At 69.1% G+C, this 18564-nt stretch carries 15 protein-coding genes, 1 tRNA gene and 2 pseudogenes; 11 read left to right on the forward strand and 7 right to left on the reverse strand.

Going from position 1 to position 18564, the window contains the following annotated elements; genetic code table 11:
• A pseudogene (locus ACIQFU_RS22180) lies at positions 1–177 on the forward strand (IS256 family transposase); the annotation flags it as partial.
• A 100-nt stretch (positions 178–277) separates the two neighbouring features.
• Positions 278–1435, forward strand: a pseudogene (locus ACIQFU_RS22185) (tyrosine-type recombinase/integrase).
• Between the two features lie 45 nt (positions 1436–1480).
• Here ACIQFU_RS22185 and ACIQFU_RS22190 read toward each other — a convergent pair.
• Together ACIQFU_RS22190 and ACIQFU_RS22195 are read right to left on the reverse strand one after the other, a co-directional pair.
• Entirely contained in the window at positions 1481–1792 is a 312-nt protein-coding gene (locus ACIQFU_RS22190; RefSeq protein ID WP_402553764.1) for a hypothetical protein, read from the reverse strand.
• A 109-nt stretch (positions 1793–1901) separates the two neighbouring features.
• A tRNA-Gly gene (locus ACIQFU_RS22195) sits at positions 1902–1975 on the reverse strand.
• Between the two features lie 538 nt (positions 1976–2513).
• Between ACIQFU_RS22195 and dcd the strand changes: the two genes are divergently transcribed.
• On the forward strand, positions 2514–3089 hold the full coding sequence (gene dcd / locus ACIQFU_RS22200) for a dCTP deaminase (protein ID WP_125629797.1): 576 nt from the start codon (positions 2514–2516) through the stop codon (positions 3087–3089).
• Positions 3090–3117: 28 nt separating this feature from the next.
• The gene (locus tag ACIQFU_RS22205; protein ID WP_007453367.1) at positions 3118–3615 is read left to right on the forward strand and encodes a phosphoribosyltransferase; all 498 of its coding nucleotides are present in this window, start codon (positions 3118–3120) and stop codon (positions 3613–3615) included.
• A gap of 79 nt (positions 3616–3694) precedes the next feature.
• Here ACIQFU_RS22205 and ACIQFU_RS22210 read toward each other — a convergent pair whose 3' ends face one another.
• From ACIQFU_RS22210 to ACIQFU_RS22220, 3 genes are all read right to left on the reverse strand, one after another.
• Complete coding sequence (locus ACIQFU_RS22210) at positions 3695–4738, reverse strand: Yip1 family protein (protein ID WP_402553766.1); 1044 nt, start codon at positions 4736–4738, stop codon at positions 3695–3697.
• A gap of 71 nt (positions 4739–4809) precedes the next feature.
• A complete protein-coding gene (locus tag ACIQFU_RS22215) occupies positions 4810–6120 on the reverse strand; it encodes an FG-GAP repeat domain-containing protein (protein ID WP_402553768.1) in 1311 nt (436 codons plus the stop codon).
• Between the two features lie 137 nt (positions 6121–6257).
• Entirely contained in the window at positions 6258–8540 is a 2283-nt protein-coding gene (locus ACIQFU_RS22220) for a heterodisulfide reductase-related iron-sulfur binding cluster (protein WP_402553770.1), read from the reverse strand.
• 377 nt (positions 8541–8917) lie between these two features.
• Here ACIQFU_RS22220 and dnaK point away from each other — a divergent pair, with 377 nt between their 5' ends.
• From dnaK to ACIQFU_RS22250, 6 genes are all read left to right on the forward strand, one after another.
• Positions 8918–10777 (forward strand): molecular chaperone DnaK, encoded by a 1860-nt coding sequence (gene dnaK, locus ACIQFU_RS22225; protein WP_402553772.1) that lies wholly within the window; start codon positions 8918–8920, stop codon positions 10775–10777.
• Positions 10774–11451 carry a nucleotide exchange factor GrpE gene (grpE, locus tag ACIQFU_RS22230; protein ID WP_402553773.1) on the forward strand — a complete coding sequence of 226 codons (678 nt, stop codon included), beginning with the start codon at positions 10774–10776 and terminating at the stop codon, positions 11449–11451. The genes dnaK and grpE overlap by 4 nt, the downstream gene beginning before the upstream one ends.
• A 42-nt stretch (positions 11452–11493) precedes the next feature.
• Positions 11494–12690: a molecular chaperone DnaJ gene (dnaJ, locus tag ACIQFU_RS22235; protein ID WP_402553775.1), complete on the forward strand. Its 1197-nt coding sequence runs from the start codon at positions 11494–11496 to the stop codon at positions 12688–12690.
• Between the two features lie 5 nt (positions 12691–12695).
• Complete coding sequence (locus ACIQFU_RS22240; protein WP_061443442.1) at positions 12696–13151, forward strand: heat shock protein transcriptional repressor HspR; 456 nt, start codon at positions 12696–12698, stop codon at positions 13149–13151.
• 241 nt (positions 13152–13392) lie between these two features.
• The gene (locus ACIQFU_RS22245) at positions 13393–14511 is read left to right on the forward strand and encodes a sugar ABC transporter substrate-binding protein (protein ID WP_402553777.1); all 1119 of its coding nucleotides are present in this window, start codon (positions 13393–13395) and stop codon (positions 14509–14511) included.
• A 169-nt stretch (positions 14512–14680) separates the two neighbouring features.
• Positions 14681–15718 carry a LuxR C-terminal-related transcriptional regulator gene (locus tag ACIQFU_RS22250; protein WP_402553778.1) on the forward strand — a complete coding sequence of 346 codons (1038 nt, stop codon included), beginning with the start codon at positions 14681–14683 and terminating at the stop codon, positions 15716–15718.
• Here ACIQFU_RS22250 and ACIQFU_RS22255 read toward each other — a convergent pair.
• A complete protein-coding gene (locus ACIQFU_RS22255) occupies positions 15681–16697 on the reverse strand; it encodes a helix-turn-helix transcriptional regulator (RefSeq protein ID WP_402553779.1) in 1017 nt (338 codons plus the stop codon). The two genes, ACIQFU_RS22250 and ACIQFU_RS22255, sit on opposite strands and share 38 nt — an antisense overlap.
• On the reverse strand, positions 16694–17704 hold the full coding sequence (locus tag ACIQFU_RS22260) for a helix-turn-helix transcriptional regulator (RefSeq protein ID WP_402553781.1): 1011 nt from the start codon (positions 17702–17704) through the stop codon (positions 16694–16696). The genes ACIQFU_RS22255 and ACIQFU_RS22260 overlap by 4 nt, the downstream gene beginning before the upstream one ends.
• 324 nt (positions 17705–18028) lie before the next feature.
• On the opposite strand from ACIQFU_RS22260, the gene ACIQFU_RS22265 reads away from it, so the two are divergent.
• On the forward strand, positions 18029–18364 hold the full coding sequence (locus ACIQFU_RS22265) for a hypothetical protein (RefSeq protein WP_007451819.1): 336 nt from the start codon (positions 18029–18031) through the stop codon (positions 18362–18364).
• The last annotated feature ends 200 nt before the right edge of the window (positions 18365–18564 follow it).

The raw sequence follows: 18564 nt of genomic DNA on the forward strand, positions 1-18564 counted from the left end.
GTCAAGGCCCGCGGCCACTTCCCCAACGAGCAGGCCGCCCTGAAATGCGTCTACATGGCGATCATGTCTCTCGACCCCACCGGCAAGGGACAGGCTCGCTGGACCATGCGCTGGAAGACCGCACTGAACGCCTTCGACATCGCCTTCGACGGCCGCCTGACGGCGGCCCGCCAGTAACCCCAACCACCCTGGTTACACCGCTCGTTTGACAGACCCCCTCCCGCACCGTGGAGCCGCTGAGGCGGCCCCGGTCTCGCTTCGGGAGGGTTGCTGCCTGATGGCCAACAGCAAGGGCAGGCGCCGCCGTTTCGGCGCGATCAGACGGCTTCCGTCCGGCCGTTACCAGGCGCGGTATCCGGGACCTGACGGCGTGATGCGTCCGGCTCCGGTCACCTTCGAGACGAAAGCGGATGCCGACGACTGGCTTGCCGAACGACAGACGGAGATCCGCCGGGGCGAGTGGCGCGACCCCGAGGCAGGCGCGGTGAGCTTCCAGGCCTACGCCGACAAGTGGGTCGCTGAACGGGACCTCGCGCCGCTCACCCGAGACCTGTACCGCTACCTCCTCGATAAGCACCTGTTCGCCTTCGCCGAACTGGACTTGGACGAGATCACCGCTCCACGTGTCCGTGAGTGGCGGGCAGATCGGCTGCGGACCACGAACGCCAAGACGATGACGGCCAAGGCATACCGGCTCCTCAAGGCCATCATGGAAACGGCCGTGGATGACGAGCTGATCACCCGCAACCCATGCCGGATCAAGGGGGCGGGAAAGGAGAAGGCGACTGAGCGGCGCATCGCCACTGTTGCCCAGGTCGATGCCCTCGCCAATGCGGTGGGGATGCGGTGGCGGCTGATGGTGTACCTCGGTGCCTACGGCCCGATGCGGCCGGAGGAACTGGCCGGCCTCCGCCGCCGGGACGTCGACGTCGACAACCTGCGCGTCCGGATCCGCCTCGCCGAGCCGGAGCGGATGAATGGGCGGCGCGTCCAGGGCGACACCAAGTCGGAGGCCGGGACCCGGACTGTGATTCTTCCCGCGTTCCTCCGCCGGGATCTCCGTTGACATCTGGAGAGCTACGCAGAGCCGGGCCCCGATGGGCTGATCTTCGTCGGGGAGAAGGGGGCTCCGTTCCGGCGCAGCACCTTCGGGCGGAAGTGGCGGCGGGCGCGGGAGGTCGTAGGGATGCCGGAGGGCTTCCGGTTCTACGATCTCCGGCACACTGGGCACACGCTGTCCACGCGGTCCGGTGCCACGCTCAAAGACACCATGGTCCGTGCCGGGCAGTCCTCGGAGAAGGCGGCGTTGATCTACCAGCACTCCGACGACGAGCGACAGCAGGAAGTCGCTGCGGGACTCGACGCGACTGTCCGCAAGGCACGTCAGGCTGCACGGGAAGCTGCTGCCGTGCCAGATACGTCAGAAGAGCGCTGACTCGCCAAGGACAAGGTTTCGGACGCCTGGGGGACAACACGGTAGTCAGATGCTGGCGAATGCGGACAGCAGAGTGTCGGTTCGGAGCTGGAGCTCAGGCGTCTCGATGCCGGTGACGCTGACGGACATCACCTCGCTGCCGACAGAGCGGGCGAAGCTGACTTCCACGGTGGCGCTCGTGCCGGCGAGCGGATACGAGTACCAGCCGTCGGGCTTCTCGTCGTCGGTGTCCCGGACACCGCCTTCGATGGTGTCCCAGTCGGTGTCGTCGAACGCATAGTCGATGTAGCGGGACAACAGCTCCAGGAAGGAGCGCAGGTTGCGATCCATGATCCATCCGGCGATCTGCTTGCTCATGTCCTCCCCAGCGATTTAGACGATCAATGTTCTGGCATGGATCTGGCACGCGGTCAGTGAACACAGCGGACAGCAAAAAGGCCCGGGTCTCTGACCTGGGCCTTCTTCGTGGAGCGGGTGACGAGAATCGAACTCGCGCTCTCAGCTTGGGAAGCTGATGTTCTACCATTAAACTACACCCGCGTAAGACGCCGACCACGGCCGGTGTCTGGACGCTCGCTCACTCTACCCCATGCCCGGTCCCCGGTGTTCGCGCCGTGGGGCCGGTGGTCGTTCCAGGGGTGTTGATGCGGCTGCGGGGGGCAGGCGTTGGGGCGTACGGTGGGGGCCCCGGAGAGGGTGTGCGTGAGGGCGGAGTGCCGCCTGGAGAGTCGTCTCTTTCATCCCGTACTGTGGCTTTTGTCGTCAGGGTAGTAAGCCAGACGCGGCTCTTGGGGAAGGGACTTGAAGGACTTGATGGAGCGCACCGTCGTCCGCTGTGCCGATGGGCACGTGTTCACCGCCACCTCGTTCCCGATGCAGCAGGCCGAGCGACTCGGCCCCGGTCGGCTCGTCCGATGTCCGCGGTGTGCGCGGCTGCGGAGTGCCGTGCCCGTGGGTGCTCGGAAGGGGTAGCGCGGCAGCGGTGGCGAAGACGCGGTAGCACAGAAGCAGAGCGGGATCGGGCGCGCGGCGCGGCGGCGGTTGTCGTTGCTCCGCGCGCCTTGCGTATCCTCGGTGCGTGCTTCTCTCAGACAAGGACATCCGGGCCGAGATCGACGCCGGTCGGGTGCGGATCGATCCGTTCGACGACTCCATGGTGCAGCCGTCGAGCATCGACGTGCGCCTCGACCGCTACTTCCGGGTGTTCGAGAATCACCGGTACCCGCACATCGACCCCTCCGTCGAGCAGGTGGATCTGACCCGGCTCGTGGAGCCGGAGGGCGACGAGCCCTTCATCCTGCATCCCGGGGAGTTCGTGCTGGCCAGTACGTACGAGGTCATCACGCTGCCGGACGATCTCGCCTCACGGCTCGAGGGCAAGAGCTCGCTCGGGCGGCTCGGCCTCGTCACGCACTCGACCGCCGGGTTCATCGACCCGGGCTTCTCGGGGCACGTGACGCTGGAGCTGAGCAATCTCGCGACCCTGCCGATCAAGCTGTGGCCGGGGATGAAGATCGGGCAGCTGTGCATGTTCCGGCTGACCTCGCCGGCCGAGCACCCGTACGGCAGCGAGCGCTACGGGTCCCGTTACCAGGGCCAGCGGGGGCCGACCGCCTCCCGGTCCTTCCTCAATTTCCACCGGACCCAGGTATGAGCGGCAAGAACGCAGGCGGGACGCACGCATGAGTGATGTTCGGGAGAATCTGACCTACGAGCAGTTCGGCGTCGCCGTGCGCGAGCTGGCCCAGGCCGTCGCCGACGACGGGTACGAGCCGGACATAGTGCTGTCCATCGCGCGCGGCGGTGTCTTCGTCGCGGGCGGGCTCGCGTACGCGCTCGACTGCAAGAACATCCACCTCGTGAACGTGGAGTTCTACACGGGGGTCGGGACCACGCTCGACATGCCCGTCATGCTCGCGCCGGTCCCCAACGTCATCGACTTCTCCGACAAGAAGGTCCTCATCACCGACGACGTCGCCGACACCGGCAAGACGCTCAAGCTGGTGCGGGACTTCTGCCTCGACACGGTCGCCGAGGTCCGCAGCGCGGTGATCTATGAGAAGTCGCACTCCCTCGTCCAGTGCGAGTACGTGTGGAAGCGCACCGACGAGTGGATCAACTTCCCGTGGAGCGTGCTTCCTCCCGTCGTACGTCGGGAAGGACAGGTGCTCGACGCCTGACGGGTGACGGGCGACGACCGAGGGCCCCGGCGTGATGTCGTCACACCGGGGCCCTCGGCCCGCACGGGAGCCGGAACGGCTAGAACGTGCCGAGCTTCACGATCGACAGCAGGGCGATCAGCTGGATCGCCGACGCGCCGAGTGCCTTCGGCCAGGGCAGGTCGTGGGAGCGGCTGACCATCAGGGTCAGCAGGGCGCCGGCCGCGATCCAGGTGGCCCAGCCGAGGATCTGGACGAAGGGTGCGTCGCCGCCGGCGAACATCGCGACGACCAGGCGCGGGGCGTCCGTGAGGGACATGATCAGCATGGACAGGCCGACGGTCGGCTGCCAGGCGCCGTCGCCGCCGAGCTGGCGGGCCAGGGTGTGGGTGACCACGCCCAGGACGAACGCGCTGAGCACCAGCGCCACCGCCGTCGTCAGGACGATCGGGATGGCGTTGGAGAGGGTGGCGTTGATCGCCTCCTCGCGGGCGCCGTCGAAGCCGAAGACGGCCAGCAGCCCGTAGAGGAACGTCACGATGAGCGCCGGGGCCCACATCGCGTAGTCCCGCATCTGGAGGAAGGTCTGGTTGGGCGCGAGGACGACGCCCTTCAGCAGGTCCTTCCAGTGCAGGCGGGGGCCGACCGGGCCGGGCGCGGGGGCGGAACCGGCGCGGTAGGTGTCGCCCTGGTTGTAGGGGTCGTCGACCGTGAACGCCTGGGTGTGGCCCGGGTTGTTGGCCGCGTACGGGTCGTAGGGGGCCTGCTGGGGGTGCCCGCCGTGGCCACCGGGTCCGTAGCCGCCGTCGCCGAAGTACTCCGGCTCGCCGTGGCCGCCACCGTGACCACCGTGACCGCCGCCATGGCCGCCGCCGTGTGCCTGCGGCCACGGGGATCCGCCGGCGGCGCCACCTCCGTACGGCGGCTGCGGGTACGGCTGCCGAGGCGTCGCCGGGCCGCCGTACGACGGTCCCTGGGGCGCCTGCTGTCCGTACGGGGGGCGTTGCGGTCGCGCGTTTGGAGCGCCGTTGTCCCGGCCGCGTCCGATCCTGAATCCAGCCACGCCTTCGAACGTACCTGTTCCCGGAGAGTGACGTGCGGGGCCCGGCCGATCGGGGGGTCCTTTGCGGCCGAGCTGTGACATCCCCTACGGGGGTTCCCCGAGGCCTCCCCCGGGTCCGACCGGCGGGAACGGCGCGTTCGCCCGCCGGCCCCCTACGGGGTCAGGAACTGCGACGTCGAGAACGTGACCGCGGCCCGTGCCGTCACCAGGCCCTTCGCCGTGCCCCGGTGGACCTCGACGGTGTCCTCGGTGTCCCCCCGGTATGTCCGCAGCACCAGGTCGGCCAGGCCGTCGCCGTCGAAGTCGCCGGTCGTCAGCACCCGTGTCGTGCCCGCCGAAGAGGGCCGTACCGTGACCACGTCCCGCGTCGTGGGGCCCGTCTCGCGGCCGGCGTGGACGCGTACTTGGGAGCCGCTGGAGACCAGTTCGCTCAGGCCGTCGCCGTCGAAGTCGGCGGCGTCGAGCATCGAGCCCGGGGTGTCGAGGGTGCCGCGTGCCCCGGTGGGCAGGTCGTAGCGCAGGGCGGTGCCGTCCAGCGTGCCCACGGCCGCGTCCAGCGCCTTGCCCCTGCCGAAGGCGCCGAGGGCGACGTCGATGCCGGTGGGCAGGGTGACCCCGGTGCGGTCGGGGCCGTCGGGACCGCCGAGGACGACGGCCGCCTTGCCGGTGCCCGCCGAGACGCGGACGACCAGGTCGTCGTAGCCGTCGCGGTTCACGTCGGCGGCCGGGCCGGCCGGTGCCTCGCCGGGGGAGGGGACGGGCGCGCCGGCCCGGTGCGGGGCGCCCTTGCGGGTGAAGGGGCCGCGCAGATAGCTGAGGCGGCCGGCCGAGGCGTGGACGACCAGGTCCTGGGCACCGTCGCCGTCGAAGTCGCCGCACACCGGGCGTTCGGGCCAGTCGTTGCCGTACCGGGCCCGGTCGGGGACGGTCAGCGGGACCGCGCGGCCGGCCGGCCCGGTCGGGGAGCCGAAGAGGATCTGGAGGGGGACCGGGGGGCGGCCCTGGCCGTCGTAGGGCGGGTCGGTGGTGACCACCAGGTCGGTGAAGCCGTCGCCGTCGAGGTCGCAGCCGGCCTCCGCCTCGAAGACGGCCGGCGACTGACCGTCCACCGGCGCCGCGTACTTCTCGGGAGTGAGCAACTGCCGGGCCCCCGGCACCAGTCCGCGGGGCGAGCCGTAGACGATGCCGATGCCGGCGTCGTCCGCGTGGCTCTCCGCCGTGACCAGGTCGTCGAGGACCAGGTCGCGGTGGCCGTCGCCGTTGAAGTCGTCGGGGACCTCGCTGCCTTCGCCGCGCGGGACGGGGAGCAGGGCGGGGGCCTGGGCGGCGCGTACGGGGGTGGGCTCGGCGGCGTCCTCGGCCGCGGGGGCCGGGCCGTGGCCGCAGGCGGTGAGCAGCAGCAGGCAGCCGGCGGCGGCTGTGCCGGTCAGGCCGCTTGTCAGGGTGCTTCTTCGCAGGCGCACCGTTCACCTCGTCCGTATCGACCCGTATCACCATCACCGACAACGACCGGGTAATGATGCACGTGTTCGACATACGGCGACACCCCCGGGTTCGCGGGGAACCCGGGGGTGTCGGTCGAGAGGCCGGCTGCCGGGGGTTACTTCACCGGCTCCGGCGTCGGCTCGTTCTCCGGCTCCGGCTCGCCGGTCGGGTCGGCCGGGGTCTTGACGGAGTCCAGCAGGAGCTGGGCGACGTCGACGACCTGGATGGACTCCTTCGCCTTGCCGTCGTTCTTCTTGCCGTTGACCGAGTCGGTGAGCATGACGAGGCAGAAGGGGCAGGCGGTGGAGACGATGTCCGGGTTGACGGACAGGGCCTCGTCGACGCGCTCGTTGTTGATGCGCTTGCCGATCCGCTCCTCCATCCACATCCGCGCGCCGCCGGCGCCGCAGCAGAAGCCGCGCTCCTTGTGGCGGTGCATCTCCTCGTTCCGGACGCCCGGGACGGCGGCGATGATCTCGCGCGGCGGGGTGTAGATCTTGTTGTGGCGGCCCAGGTAGCAGGGGTCGTGGTAGGTGATGATGCCCTCGACCGGGGTGACCGGGGTCAGCTTGCCCTCGTCGACGAGGTGCTGGAGCAGCTGGGTGTGGTGGACGACCTCGTAGTCGCCGCCGAGCTGCGGGTACTCGTTGCCGAGGGTGTTGAGGCAGTGCGGGCAGGTGGCGACGATCTTCTTCGCCGACCTGGGCTTCGCCGACTCGGGCACGACCTTGCCGTCGTCGTCCATCTCCTCGCCGAAGGCGGCGTTGAGGGTCATGACGTTCTCCATGCCGAGCTCCTGGAACAGGGGCTCGTTGCCCAGGCGGCGGGCGGAGTCGCCGGTGCACTTCTCGTCGCCGCCCATGATCGCGAACTTGACGCCCGCGATGTGCAGCAGCTCGGCGAAGGCCTTGGTGGTCTTCTTGGCGCGGTCCTCCAGGGCGCCGGCGCAGCCGACCCAGTAGAGGTACTCGACCTCGGTGAGGTCCTCGATGTCCTTGCCGACGACCGGGACCTCGAAGTCCAGCTCCTTGAGCCACTCCAGGCGCTGCTTCTTGGCCAGGCCCCAGGGGTTGCCCTTCTTCTCCAGGTTCTTGAGCATCGTGCCCGCCTCGGACGGGAACGCCGACTCGATCATGACCTGGTAGCGGCGCATGTCGACGATGTGGTCGACGTGCTCGATGTCGACGGGGCACTGCTCGACGCAGGCGCCGCAGGTGGTGCAGGACCACAGGACGTCCGGGTCGATGACGCCCTGCTCCTCCAGGGTGCCGATCAGCGGGCGCTCGGCCTCCGCGAGGGCGGCGGCGGGGACACCGGCGAGCTGCTCCTCGGACGCCTTCTCCTCGCCCTCCATCGTCTTGCCGCCGCCGGCCAGCAGGTAGGGGGCCTTGGCGTGCGCGTGGTCGCGCAGGGACATGATCAGGAGCTTGGGGGAGAGCGGCTTGCCGGTGTTCCAGGCGGGGCACTGCGACTGGCAGCGGCCGCACTCGGTGCAGGTGGAGAAGTCCAGCAGGCCCTTCCAGGAGAACTGCTCGACCTGGGAGACGCCGAAGACGTCGTCGTCACCGGGGTCGGTGAAGTCGATCGGCTTGCCGCCCGAGGTCATCGGGAGCAGCGCGCCGAGCGCGGTGCCGCCCTTCGCGTCGCGCTTGAACCAGATGTTCGGGAAGGCCAGGAAGCGGTGCCAGGCGACGCCCATGTCGGTCTTCAGGGCGACCGTGATCATCCAGATGAAGGAGGTCGCGATCTTCAGCGCGGCGAAGAAGTAGACGAGGTTCTGGAGCGTTCCGAGGTCCGCGTCCCGGAGCGCGGAGACGACCGGGTACGAGATGAAGAACGACGCCTCGTAGCCGTCGACGTGGTGGAGGGCGCCCTCCAGCGCGTGCAGCATGAAGATGCAGACGCCGACGATGAGGATGACGGCCTCGACGAAGTACGCCTGGCCGAAGTTGGAGCCGGCGAAGCGGGACTTGCGCCCCGGCTTGCGCGGGTGGGACAGCTGCCGGATGCCGATGAGCACCAGGATGCCGAGCACCGTCATCGTGCCGATGAACTCGACGAAGACGTTGTACGGCGCCCAGTCGCCGATGACCGGCAGGATCCAGTCGGCCTGGAAGAGCTGGCCGACGGCGTTGACGATCGTCAGCAGCAGGGAGAAGAAACCGACCGCGACGAACCAGTGCGCCACCCCGACGATGCCCCAGCGGTTCATCCGGGTGTGGCCGAGGAACTCCCTGACCACGGTGACGGTGCGGTCCACGGGGTCGTTGGTCCGCGTTCCGGCCGGCACCGGCTGGCCCAGCCGCATGTAGGTGACGATCTGCAGGACGGCGCGGCCGAACAGTGCGACGCCGACCACGATCAGGACCAGCGACACGATGATCGCGGCGAGTTGCATTTGGGGGCTCCTCGGGCCTGCGAGGTTACGAGGGTCGGTATTACTAAGCGGTAACTTAATCAGTCCGTTTGAGACTACCCCCATCCTCCGCCGCACTGTAGTCGGACGTGCGGTGATCTGCGTCGCTGAGGCGACCCTGACCCCGATGTGTCCCAGGTGTCCCGTGGGGCAACCGGAGATCCGGTCGGTGCGTCCTTCCGGGCGGCGATTTTTCCGGTTCGCCGGATCGTGAGCGTGGAGAACCCGCAGGTCAGTGCGCCGTTGCGTGTAAGGAACGGATAAGAGTTGAGCCGACTCGGCTCACCTCTGTTGACCCAGTGCCGGGCGTCATGCACACTTGAGCCTGTTCCACTCAAGTCAGCTGGAGGTTATTCACCATGGCACGTGCGGTCGGCATCGACCTGGGCACGACTAACTCCGTCGTCAGCGTTCTGGAGGGCGGCGAGCCCACCGTCATCACCAACGCCGAGGGCGCCAGGACCACGCCGTCCGTCGTCGCCTTCGCCAAGAACGGTGAGGTGCTCGTCGGCGAGGTCGCCAAGCGCCAGGCGGTCACGAACGTCGACAGGACCATCCGCTCGGTCAAGCGCCACATGGGCACCGACTGGAAGGTCAACCTGGACGGCAAGGACTTCAACCCGCAGCAGATCAGCGCCTTCGTGCTGCAGAAGCTGAAGCGGGACGCCGAGTCCTACCTGGGCGAGAAGGTGACCGACGCGGTCATCACCGTCCCGGCGTACTTCAACGACGCCGAGCGCCAGGCCACCAAGGAGGCCGGTGAGATCGCGGGCCTCAACGTCCTGCGCATCGTCAACGAGCCGACCGCCGCCGCGCTGGCGTACGGCCTGGACAAGGACGAGCAGGTCATCCTGGTCTTCGACCTCGGTGGCGGTACGTTCGACGTCTCGCTGCTCGAGATCGGCGACGGCGTCGTCGAGGTGAAGGCCACCAACGGTGACAACAACCTCGGTGGTGACGACTGGGACCAGCGCGTCGTCGACTACCTGGTCAAGCAGTTCCAGTCCGGCCACGGCGTGGACCTCGGCAAGGACAAGATGGCCCTCCAGCGCCTGCGCGAGGCCGCCGAGAAGGCCAAGATCGAGCTGTCCTCGTCCACCGAGACCACGATCAACCTGCCCTACATCACGGCCTCCGCCGAGGGCCCGCTGCACCTGGACGAGAAGCTCACCCGGGCCCAGTTCCAGCAGCTGACCTCCGACCTGCTGGAGCGCTGCAAGACGCCGTTCCACAACGTCATCAAGGACGCCGGCATCCAGCTGTCCGAGATCGACCACGTCGTTCTCGTCGGCGGCTCCACCCGCATGCCCGCCGTCGCCGAGCTCGTCAAGGAGCTGACCGGCGGCAAGGACGCCAACAAGGGCGTCAACCCGGACGAGGTCGTCGCCATCGGCGCCGCCCTGCAGGCCGGTGTCCTCAAGGGCGAGGTCAAGGACGTCCTGCTGCTCGACGTCACCCCGCTGTCCCTCGGCATCGAGACCAAGGGCGGCATCATGACCAAGCTGATCGAGCGGAACACGACGATCCCGACCAAGCGCTCGGAGATCTTCACCACCGCCGAGGACAACCAGCCCTCCGTGCAGATCCAGGTCTACCAGGGCGAGCGCGAGATCGCGGCGTACAACAAGAAGCTCGGGATGTTCGAGCTGACCGGTCTGCCGCCGGCGCCCCGCGGCGTCCCGCAGATCGAGGTCGCCTTCGACATCGACGCCAACGGCATCATGCACGTGACCGCGAAGGACCTGGGCACGGGCAAGGAGCAGAAGATGACCGTCACCGGCGGCTCCTCGCTGCCGAAGGACGAGGTCGACCGGATGCGCCAGGAGGCCGAGAAGTACGCGGAGGAGGACCACGCCCGCCGCGAGGCCGCCGAGTCCCGCAACCAGGGCGAGCAGCTCGTCTACCAGACGGAGAAGTTCCTCAAGGACAACGAGGACAAGGTCCCCGGCGAGGTGAAGACCGAGGTCGAGGGTGCCGTCGCCGAGCTGAAGGAGAAGCTCAAGGGCGAGGACACCGCCGAGATCCGCACCGCCACCGAGAAGGTCGCCGCCGTCTCGCAGAAGCTGGGCCAGGCCATGTACGCCGACGCCCAGGCCGCGCAGGCCGCCGGCGGCGAGGCCCCGGGCGCCGGTGCCGACGCGGGCGCCGGTGACAAGGCCGACGACGACGTCGTCGACGCCGAGATCGTGGACGACGAGCGCAAGGACGGTGCCGCGTGACGGAGGAGACCCCGGGTTTTGAGGAGAAGCCCGACGTCCCCTCCGGCGCCACCCCTGACGACGCCGAGCCGCAGGCCGCCTCCGAAGAGGGGGCGGCCCCGGCCGGGGACGCGAGTGAGAACGCGGGCCTGGTGGCCCAGCTGGACCAGGTGCGCACCGCGCTCAACGAGCGCACGGCGGACCTCCAGCGACTCCAGGCCGAGTACCAGAACTACCGCCGCCGGGTGGAGCGGGACCGGGTCGCGGTCAAGGAGGTCGCCGTCGCGAACCTCCTGTCCGAACTGCTTCCCGTACTCGACGACATCGGCCGTGCCCGGGAGCACGGCGAGCTGGTCGGCGGCTTCAAGTCGGTCGCGGACTCGCTGGAGACGGTCATCGCCAAGATGGGCCTCCAGCAGTTCGGCAAGGAGGGCGAGCCCTTCGACCCGACGATCCACGAGGCCCTGATGCACTCCTACGCACCGGACGTCACCGAGACGACGTGCGTGGCGATCCTGCAGCCCGGGTACCGGATCGGCGAACGCACCATCCGCCCCGCGCGGGTGGCGGTCGCCGAGCCGCAGCCGGGCGCCCAGACGGTCAAGCCGGCCGAGGCCGGCCCCGAGGGGCAGGACGGCTCCGACGCGGACGACGGCGCCGGGACCAAGGAGAGCGGTGGCCCGGACGAGGGCTGAGCTCGAAGTGACGGACAGGGCACGAGAGGAGGGACGTCGGGGATGAGTACGAAGGACTTCATCGAGAAGGACTACTACAAGGTTCTCGGCGTCCCCAAGGACGCCACCGAGGCCGAGATCAAGAAGGCGTACCGGAAGCTCGCCCGCGAGAACCACCCGGACGCCAACAAGGGGAACGTCAAGGCGGAGGAGCGCTTCAAGGAGATCTCCGAGGCCAACGACATCCTCGGTGACCCCAAGAAGCGCAAGGAGTACGACGAGGCCCGCAGCCTCTTCGGCAACGGCGGGTTCCGGCCCGGACCGGGCGCGGGCGGCGGCGGCACCTTCAACTTCGACCTGGGCGACCTCTTCGGAGGCGGCGCCCAGGGCGGGGGCCAGAGCGGCGCCGGCGGTTTCGGCGGCGGCCTCGGGGACGTGTTCGGCGGCCTGTTCAACCGCACCGGCGGCTCACCGGGCACCGGTACGCGCACGCAGCCGCGGCGCGGGCAGGACATCGAGTCCGAGGTCACCCTGAGCTTCATCGAGGCGATCGAGGGCGCGACCGTGCCGCTCAGGATGTCCTCGCAGGCGCCCTGCAAGGCCTGTTCGGGCACCGGCGACAAGAACGGCACGCCGCGCGTGTGCCCGACCTGCGTCGGCACCGGGCAGGTCGCGCGGGGCTCGGGCGGCGGCTTCTCGCTCACCGACCCGTGCCCCGACTGCAAGGGCCGCGGCCTGATCGCCGAGGACCCCTGCGAGGTCTGCAAGGGCTCCGGACGCGCCAAGTCCTCGCGGACGATGCAGGTCCGCATCCCCGCCGGGGTGTCGGACGGGCAGCGCATCCGGCTGCGCGGCAAGGGCACGCCGGGCGAGCGGGGCGGCCCGGCGGGCGACCTGTACGTGGTCGTGCACGTCAAGGAACACCCCGTCTTCGGCCGCCGGGGCGACAACCTCACCGTCACCGTCCCGGTCACCTACGCCGAGGCGGCCCTCGGCGGCGAGATCCGGGTCCCGACCCTGGGCGGTCCGCCCGTCACTCTGAAGCTGCCGGCCGGCACGCCGGGCGGCCGCACCATGCGGGCCAGGGGCAAGGGCGCGGTCCGCAAGGACGGCACCCGCGGCGACCTCCTGGTCACCGTGGAGGTGAGTGTTCCGAAGGACCTGACGGGGAAGGCTCGTGACGCGCTCGAGGCGTATCGCGAGGCGACCGCGGACGAGGATCCGCGGGCGGAGTTGTTCCAGGCCGCGAAGGGAGCTTGACGGGAATGGACGGTCGTCGACGCAACCCGTACGAACTGACCGAGGACACCCCGGTCTACGTCATCTCGGTGGCGGCCCAGCTCTCCGGACTGCACCCGCAGACCCTGCGGCAGTACGACCGTCTCGGCCTGGTCTCCCCGGACCGCACGGCCGGCCGGGGCCGGCGCTACTCGGCCCGCGACATCGAACTGCTCCGGCAGGTCCAGCAGTTGTCGCAGGACGAGGGCATCAACCTGGCCGGAATCAAGCGCATCATCGAGCTGGAGAACCAGGTCGCCGCGCTCCAGGCCCGGGCGGCCGAGCTGGCCGCCGCGCTCGACGGCGCGGCCACGGCGATGCGTCAGCGCGAGGCCGCGGTGCACGCTTCCTACCGCCGTGACCTGGTCCCTTACCAAGAGGTACAGCAGACCAGCGCCTTGGTGGTCTGGCGCCCCAAGCGCCACGGACAGTCCTCGGACTGACCCGGACCGCCAGACGGCACAAGGGAATACGACCGCGACAGCCCCGGAGGACCGCCCCGTCCTCCGGGGCTGGTTCACAACGGTGCTGTCTCATTGGTCTAGTACTTCTTGACGATTTGGTGAAGACAGCGTTGGCTTCCTTCACCAGGGTCGCCAGGGTCACCGGAGTTGCCCGGATTCCCCGGATTCCCCGGATTCCCCGGTTCACCAACCACGCCCGTGTGTCGGAAGGCAAAGCGCAGTGAGTAGCCGTGCCCGTCGTATCGCCATATCCGTGGCCGCGTCCCTGATGACCTTCTCGCTGGCCTCCTGCGGTGTGCTCGGCGCATCGGAGAGCAGCGACGACGCGAGCCCGACCAAGGGGAACGACCTCACCGTCGGCCTGCTGCTGCCGGAGAAGGAGAACACGCGCTACGAGCAGTTCGACTACCCCTTCTTCAAGGCCAAGGTCGGCGACCTCACGCGCGACCAGGGCAATGTCAAGTACGCCAACGCCGAGGCCAGCGCCACCAAGCAGGCCGACCAGATGCAGCAGATGATCAACGACAAGGTCGACGTGATCGTGCTGGACGCGGTCGACGCGCACGCCATCGCGGACGGTGTGCAGAAGGCGAAGGACGCCGGCATTCCCGTCATCGCCTACGACCGGCTGGCCGAGGGCCCGATCGACGCCTACATCTCCTTCGACAACGAGCTGGTCGGCGAGGTCCAGGGCCGCTCGCTCATCGAGGCGCTCGGCGGCGACCCGTCCAGCTCCGAGAAGATCGTCATGATGAACGGCTCGTCCATCGACCCGAACGCCAAGCAGTTCAAGGCGGGCGCGCTCTCCGAGCTGAACGGCAAGGTGACGATCGCCCAGTCCTTCGACACCAAGGACTGGAAGCCGGAGAACGCCGAGGCGAACATGACCGAGGCGATCGGGAAGATCGGCAAGAAGAACATCGCGGGCGTCTACTCCGCCAACGACGGCATGGCCGGCGGCATCATCAAGGCCCTCGAGGACGCGGGCGTCACGGACCTGCCCCCGATCACCGGTCAGGACGCGGAACTCTCTGCGGTGCAGCGGATCGTCACCGGCGAGCAGTACATGAGCGTGTACAAGTCCTATCCGCAGGAGGCCGAGAACGCCGCGGAGATGGCCGTGGCGCGGGTCCAGGGCCGTGACATCCAGTTCGAGGCGCTCGCCCGCGACAAGGTCGCCAGCCCCACCCACAAGGGCATCCCCGCCCAGCTCGTCCCCGTCGTCGCCCTCACCAAGGACAACATCGAGGACACGGTCATCGCGGACGGCTTCTACAAGGTCAGCGACATCTGCACCGCCAAGTACGCGGCCGCGTGCGCGGAGGCCGGACTGAAGTAGTCCGTTTCCCGTCCCGTTCCCGTTTCCCGTCCCGTCCCCGGGGCCCGGGGTATTTGGTCGGCAACCGGTACATTTCGTCCCCCGCGCCGAGCGGAGCCTTGTTGCGGAGCCGGTCCCGGCCGCGCATAGTTGCGCTGCGGAAGAGCCGGAACCGGGGGTGGGATGGGCGATGGCCGGGCACGGGGCTCAGGAGCACCCGCACGGGGCCGACCGGCTGTGCGCGGCCGGGGACCGCGTGTACTCCCGGGCCGTACGGCGCGGGAGGGTGCCGCGGCAGGACGCGGAACCGGTGCCCTGCCTGCTGGAACTGGCCCTGCTGCACCCCGACCCCGACGACATGGACTGGCTGGTGCCGACCTCTCCGCAGGAGGTCATGACGCGGCTGCTGCGCGGGGTCCACGACGAGGTCAGCGCCAGTCAGCGGCGGGTGGGCTCGGCCGTGGAGGCCTTCGAGTGGTACGCGGACCTCGGCCGGCTGCTCCAGCCCCCGGCAGGACCGGAGGGAACGGCGATCCGGGTCCTCGACGGTCTCTCCCGCATCCAGGCCGCGATGGACGAGGCGACGCAGGCCTGTACGACGGAGGTCCTCACCGTCCAGCCCGGCGGCATCCGGCGCGAGCACGAGCTGTCGGAGGGGCTGCACCGGGCGCTGGCGCTGCGCGGGCGCGGGGTGCGGATGCGGGACCTCTACACGCACGTGGCCCGGCACGGCCAGGGTCTGCTCAACTACCTCGAACTCATGGGTGACGCGGTCGAGGCCCGCACCCTGGACGAGGTCATCGACCGCCTCATCCTCTTCGACCGCACGGTCGCCTTCATCCCCGCCAACACCGACCGCACGATGGCCCTGGAGCTGCGCCACCCCGGCCTGATCGCCTACCTGGTCACGGTCTTCGAACGCCTCTGGCGCCTTGCGATCCCGCTCACCGCCCCCCTCCCCGACACCGGCATCGAGGGCATCTCCCACCGCGAGCAGTCCATCGCGGCGCTCCTCGCCGAGGGCCATCAGGACGCGGTGATCGCGGAGCGCCTCGGCATCAGCGTCCGCACGGCCCGCGCCCACATCGCCCGCCTCTCGGAGACCCTGGGCGCCGCCAGCCGCACGCAGTTGGGCGTCCGCATCGCCCAGGCAGGCCTCGACGGCTCCCCGCGGCCCGCCCCGGCCCCCGTCATCCTTCCCGGTCGAGAATCCCCGACTGCCCGATGAGATACCCGAGCTGAGCCCGGCTCTCGCTGCCGAGGGTGGCGGCGAGCTTGGCGATGTGGACGCGGGCGGTACGGACGTTCATGCCGAGGCGTTCGGCGACGTCGGTGTCGGTGTGGCCCTCGACGAGGAGGGCGGCTATGGCGCGTTGGCGGGGGGTGATGCCGTTGAGCGTGGGCTGGTGGACGGCCCGGGGGTGCATGGGGGTGGCGAGGCGCCAGAGGCGGTCGAACGTCGTGGTCAGGTAGGTGACGAGGGCCGGCTGACGAACTTCCAGGGCGAGACTGCGGTCGGTGTTGGCGGGGATGAAGGCCACCGTGCGGTCGATGATGATCAGGCGGTCGGTGACCTCGTCCAGGGTGCGGGCCTGCACGTCACCGCGCAGTTGTTCATAGCGTGCCAGGATCGGCGGGGCGTGGCGCAAGGTGTGCTGGTAGAGGGCGCGGATGCGGCCCCCGCGGTCCAGCAGCTCCTGGTCCCGTCGCAAGGCGGCGTCCCTGAAACGCGCCTTGGACGGTGTGTAGCTGTTGTGCGGCTGGATGGCCAGGACCTCGGTCGCATGGGTCATGGACTTGTCGAGGACGGTACTGATGTGGTCCTTCTCGCTGTGGACCGTGATCAGGGGGTCGGTCGGTGAGGTGTTGTACCGCGTGCTTACTCGCATCAGCGGCTCGAAGCTCTCCGCCAGCCGCTCGGAGCGTCTGCGTTCGTCCGCGACGCGGTCCTCCGAGGAACGCAACAGCTTGTGCAGCGCCACGGCGGGGGACACGGGTTCCAGCCAGTCCACGTCGTCCAGGGCCGGCCGGAGCAGGCCGTAGGCGGCGAGGCAGGGCGTCGACCGGGCCTCCGTCGTTCGCAACCGCCCTTCGCGCAGTGCCCGTACGTAGACTTCGGTCCCCTCCGCGCACAACTCCTCGGGTCCGTGCGTCGAGTGCGGGGCGGGGCCGGCCGGTCTCCGTCGGTCGTACGCCTCCTCGGTCACAGTTTCCCCTCCTCCACGGGCCCTTGTTGTCCCTGCTCCAGGATCCCGGACTGAGCGATGAGATAGCCGAGTTGGGCGCGGCTGCCGCTGCCGAGAACCGACGCGAGTTTCGCGATGTGGGCCCGGCACGTGCGCACGTTCATGCCCAGGCGCCGGGCGATGGCCTCGTCGACGTGGCCCTCCACCAGGAGCTTGGCGATCGAGTGCTGGATGTCGGTGATGCCGTCGGGAGCCGTCTCGTAGGGGGCCCCGGCGGTGAGCGGAACCGCTCGGCTCCAGATGAACTCGAAAACCTTGATCAGATAGCGGACGAGGCCCGGGTGCCGGATCTCCAGGGCGACCTGCCGGTCGTCCCGGATGGGAATGAAGGCCACGGTCTCGTCGCAGATGATGAGACGCTCGACCAGTTCGTCGATGGTGCGGTACTCGGCCTTCCCGTTGGGGAACTGGTCCACGTAGGCGAGGCGCTCGGGGCTGTAGCGTGCCGTGTGCTGGTAGAGCGTTCTGATCCGTACCCCTCGTTCGATCAGGGTCCTGTCACGCTCCAGTGCTTCGATGAGGCGGCGCTCGGGGTGCCGGGCGCTCGGCTGCACGGTGAGCATCTCGTTGAGGCACTGGTCCGTGGCCAGGTCGAGGGCCGCGTTGATGCGGTCGAGACCTTCCAGCACGGTGATCGAGTGCGTCGGCGCGGCGCCCTGCGCACTGAGGGCCATGAAGGGTTCGAATGCGGCGGCCAGCTCGATGGAGGTGCGCCTGCGTTCCGATATCTCGTGCTCGATGGGATTCAGCCGCCGGGCGAGGGCGACCGCCGGGGACACGGGAAGCAGCCAGTTTGCGTCGTCAGGATCGGGATGGAGCAGGGCGAACTCCATCAGACACGGGACGGACTCCGCCTCGCCCCGGGCTATACGTCCAGTGCGCAGGGCGTTCGCGTAGAGGCGCCCACCCTCCTCGCACAGGTCCGTAATGGCATGGGGATGTGTCGCTTTGGCCTGATTTGTTGTCAAATCTCCACCCCCCAGGGTCCTGAACGTGCAGGAACATGATGCACCGATTGTGTGGCCATGACGTGCCTGAATGAGCCATCGTCTTATCCGACGGGGGAAGAGGGGACCTTCAAGTGAGGACGAAGCCGACTATGTCTAAGAGAATGCTTCGCTCGGTGCTTGTCGCCGCCTTCTCCGCCGTTGTGGCCTTCGGAACACTGAGTGGCCTCTCCGTCGAGAAGGGTGACGCTCGAGCGGACAGCGCCTGGTCGCTGGCTGCGACGACTGCCTCGCCCGCCGGCGACGAGACGGCAGCCGTCACGGACGACAGTGCGTGGTCTTGACATGACGACACCACCCGACGACCGCTCCTTCCGGCGAGAAATGGCCACCGCCTACCGCTCCGGCTGGCACTTCATCGACCTGGTCACCGCGATCCCGCACGCCGGTGACTCCCTGATGGTGACCGTCTTCGGCGAGCCGGTCGTCGTCACGCTGGACGAGGACGGCGACGTGCGGGCGTACCGGTGTCTGCGGCGGCCTCGGGGGGCGCCGCAGCCAGTGCGGTGTGCCATCCGGTACGGAATGATCTTTGTGAACCTGGACCAGCGGGACCACCGGCTCGAGCAGCCGGACGTCCCCGAAGTGAGGACCATCTCGGCCACCCCCCGCAGCGCCTGACGCGATTCCCCCGTCGTAACAAATCGCTCAGGTGCTTCCCCCCGGCAGCGGCGTCACCGTGACCTGAACACGGTGACGCCGCTGTCGCATGTGCGGACATCTCGCGAAATCCACTGGTTCCACGGATGACCGAAAAGGCACTCGTGCGGCACGGCCGGCCCTTGCCTCATCACCCTGGTGTCCCCCCGGCGGATACGCGT

Origin of the sequence: Streptomyces sp. NPDC093065 (assembly GCF_044754585.1) — a bacterium.
In the GTDB taxonomy this organism is placed as follows: Bacteria; Actinomycetota; Actinomycetes; order Streptomycetales; family Streptomycetaceae; genus Streptomyces.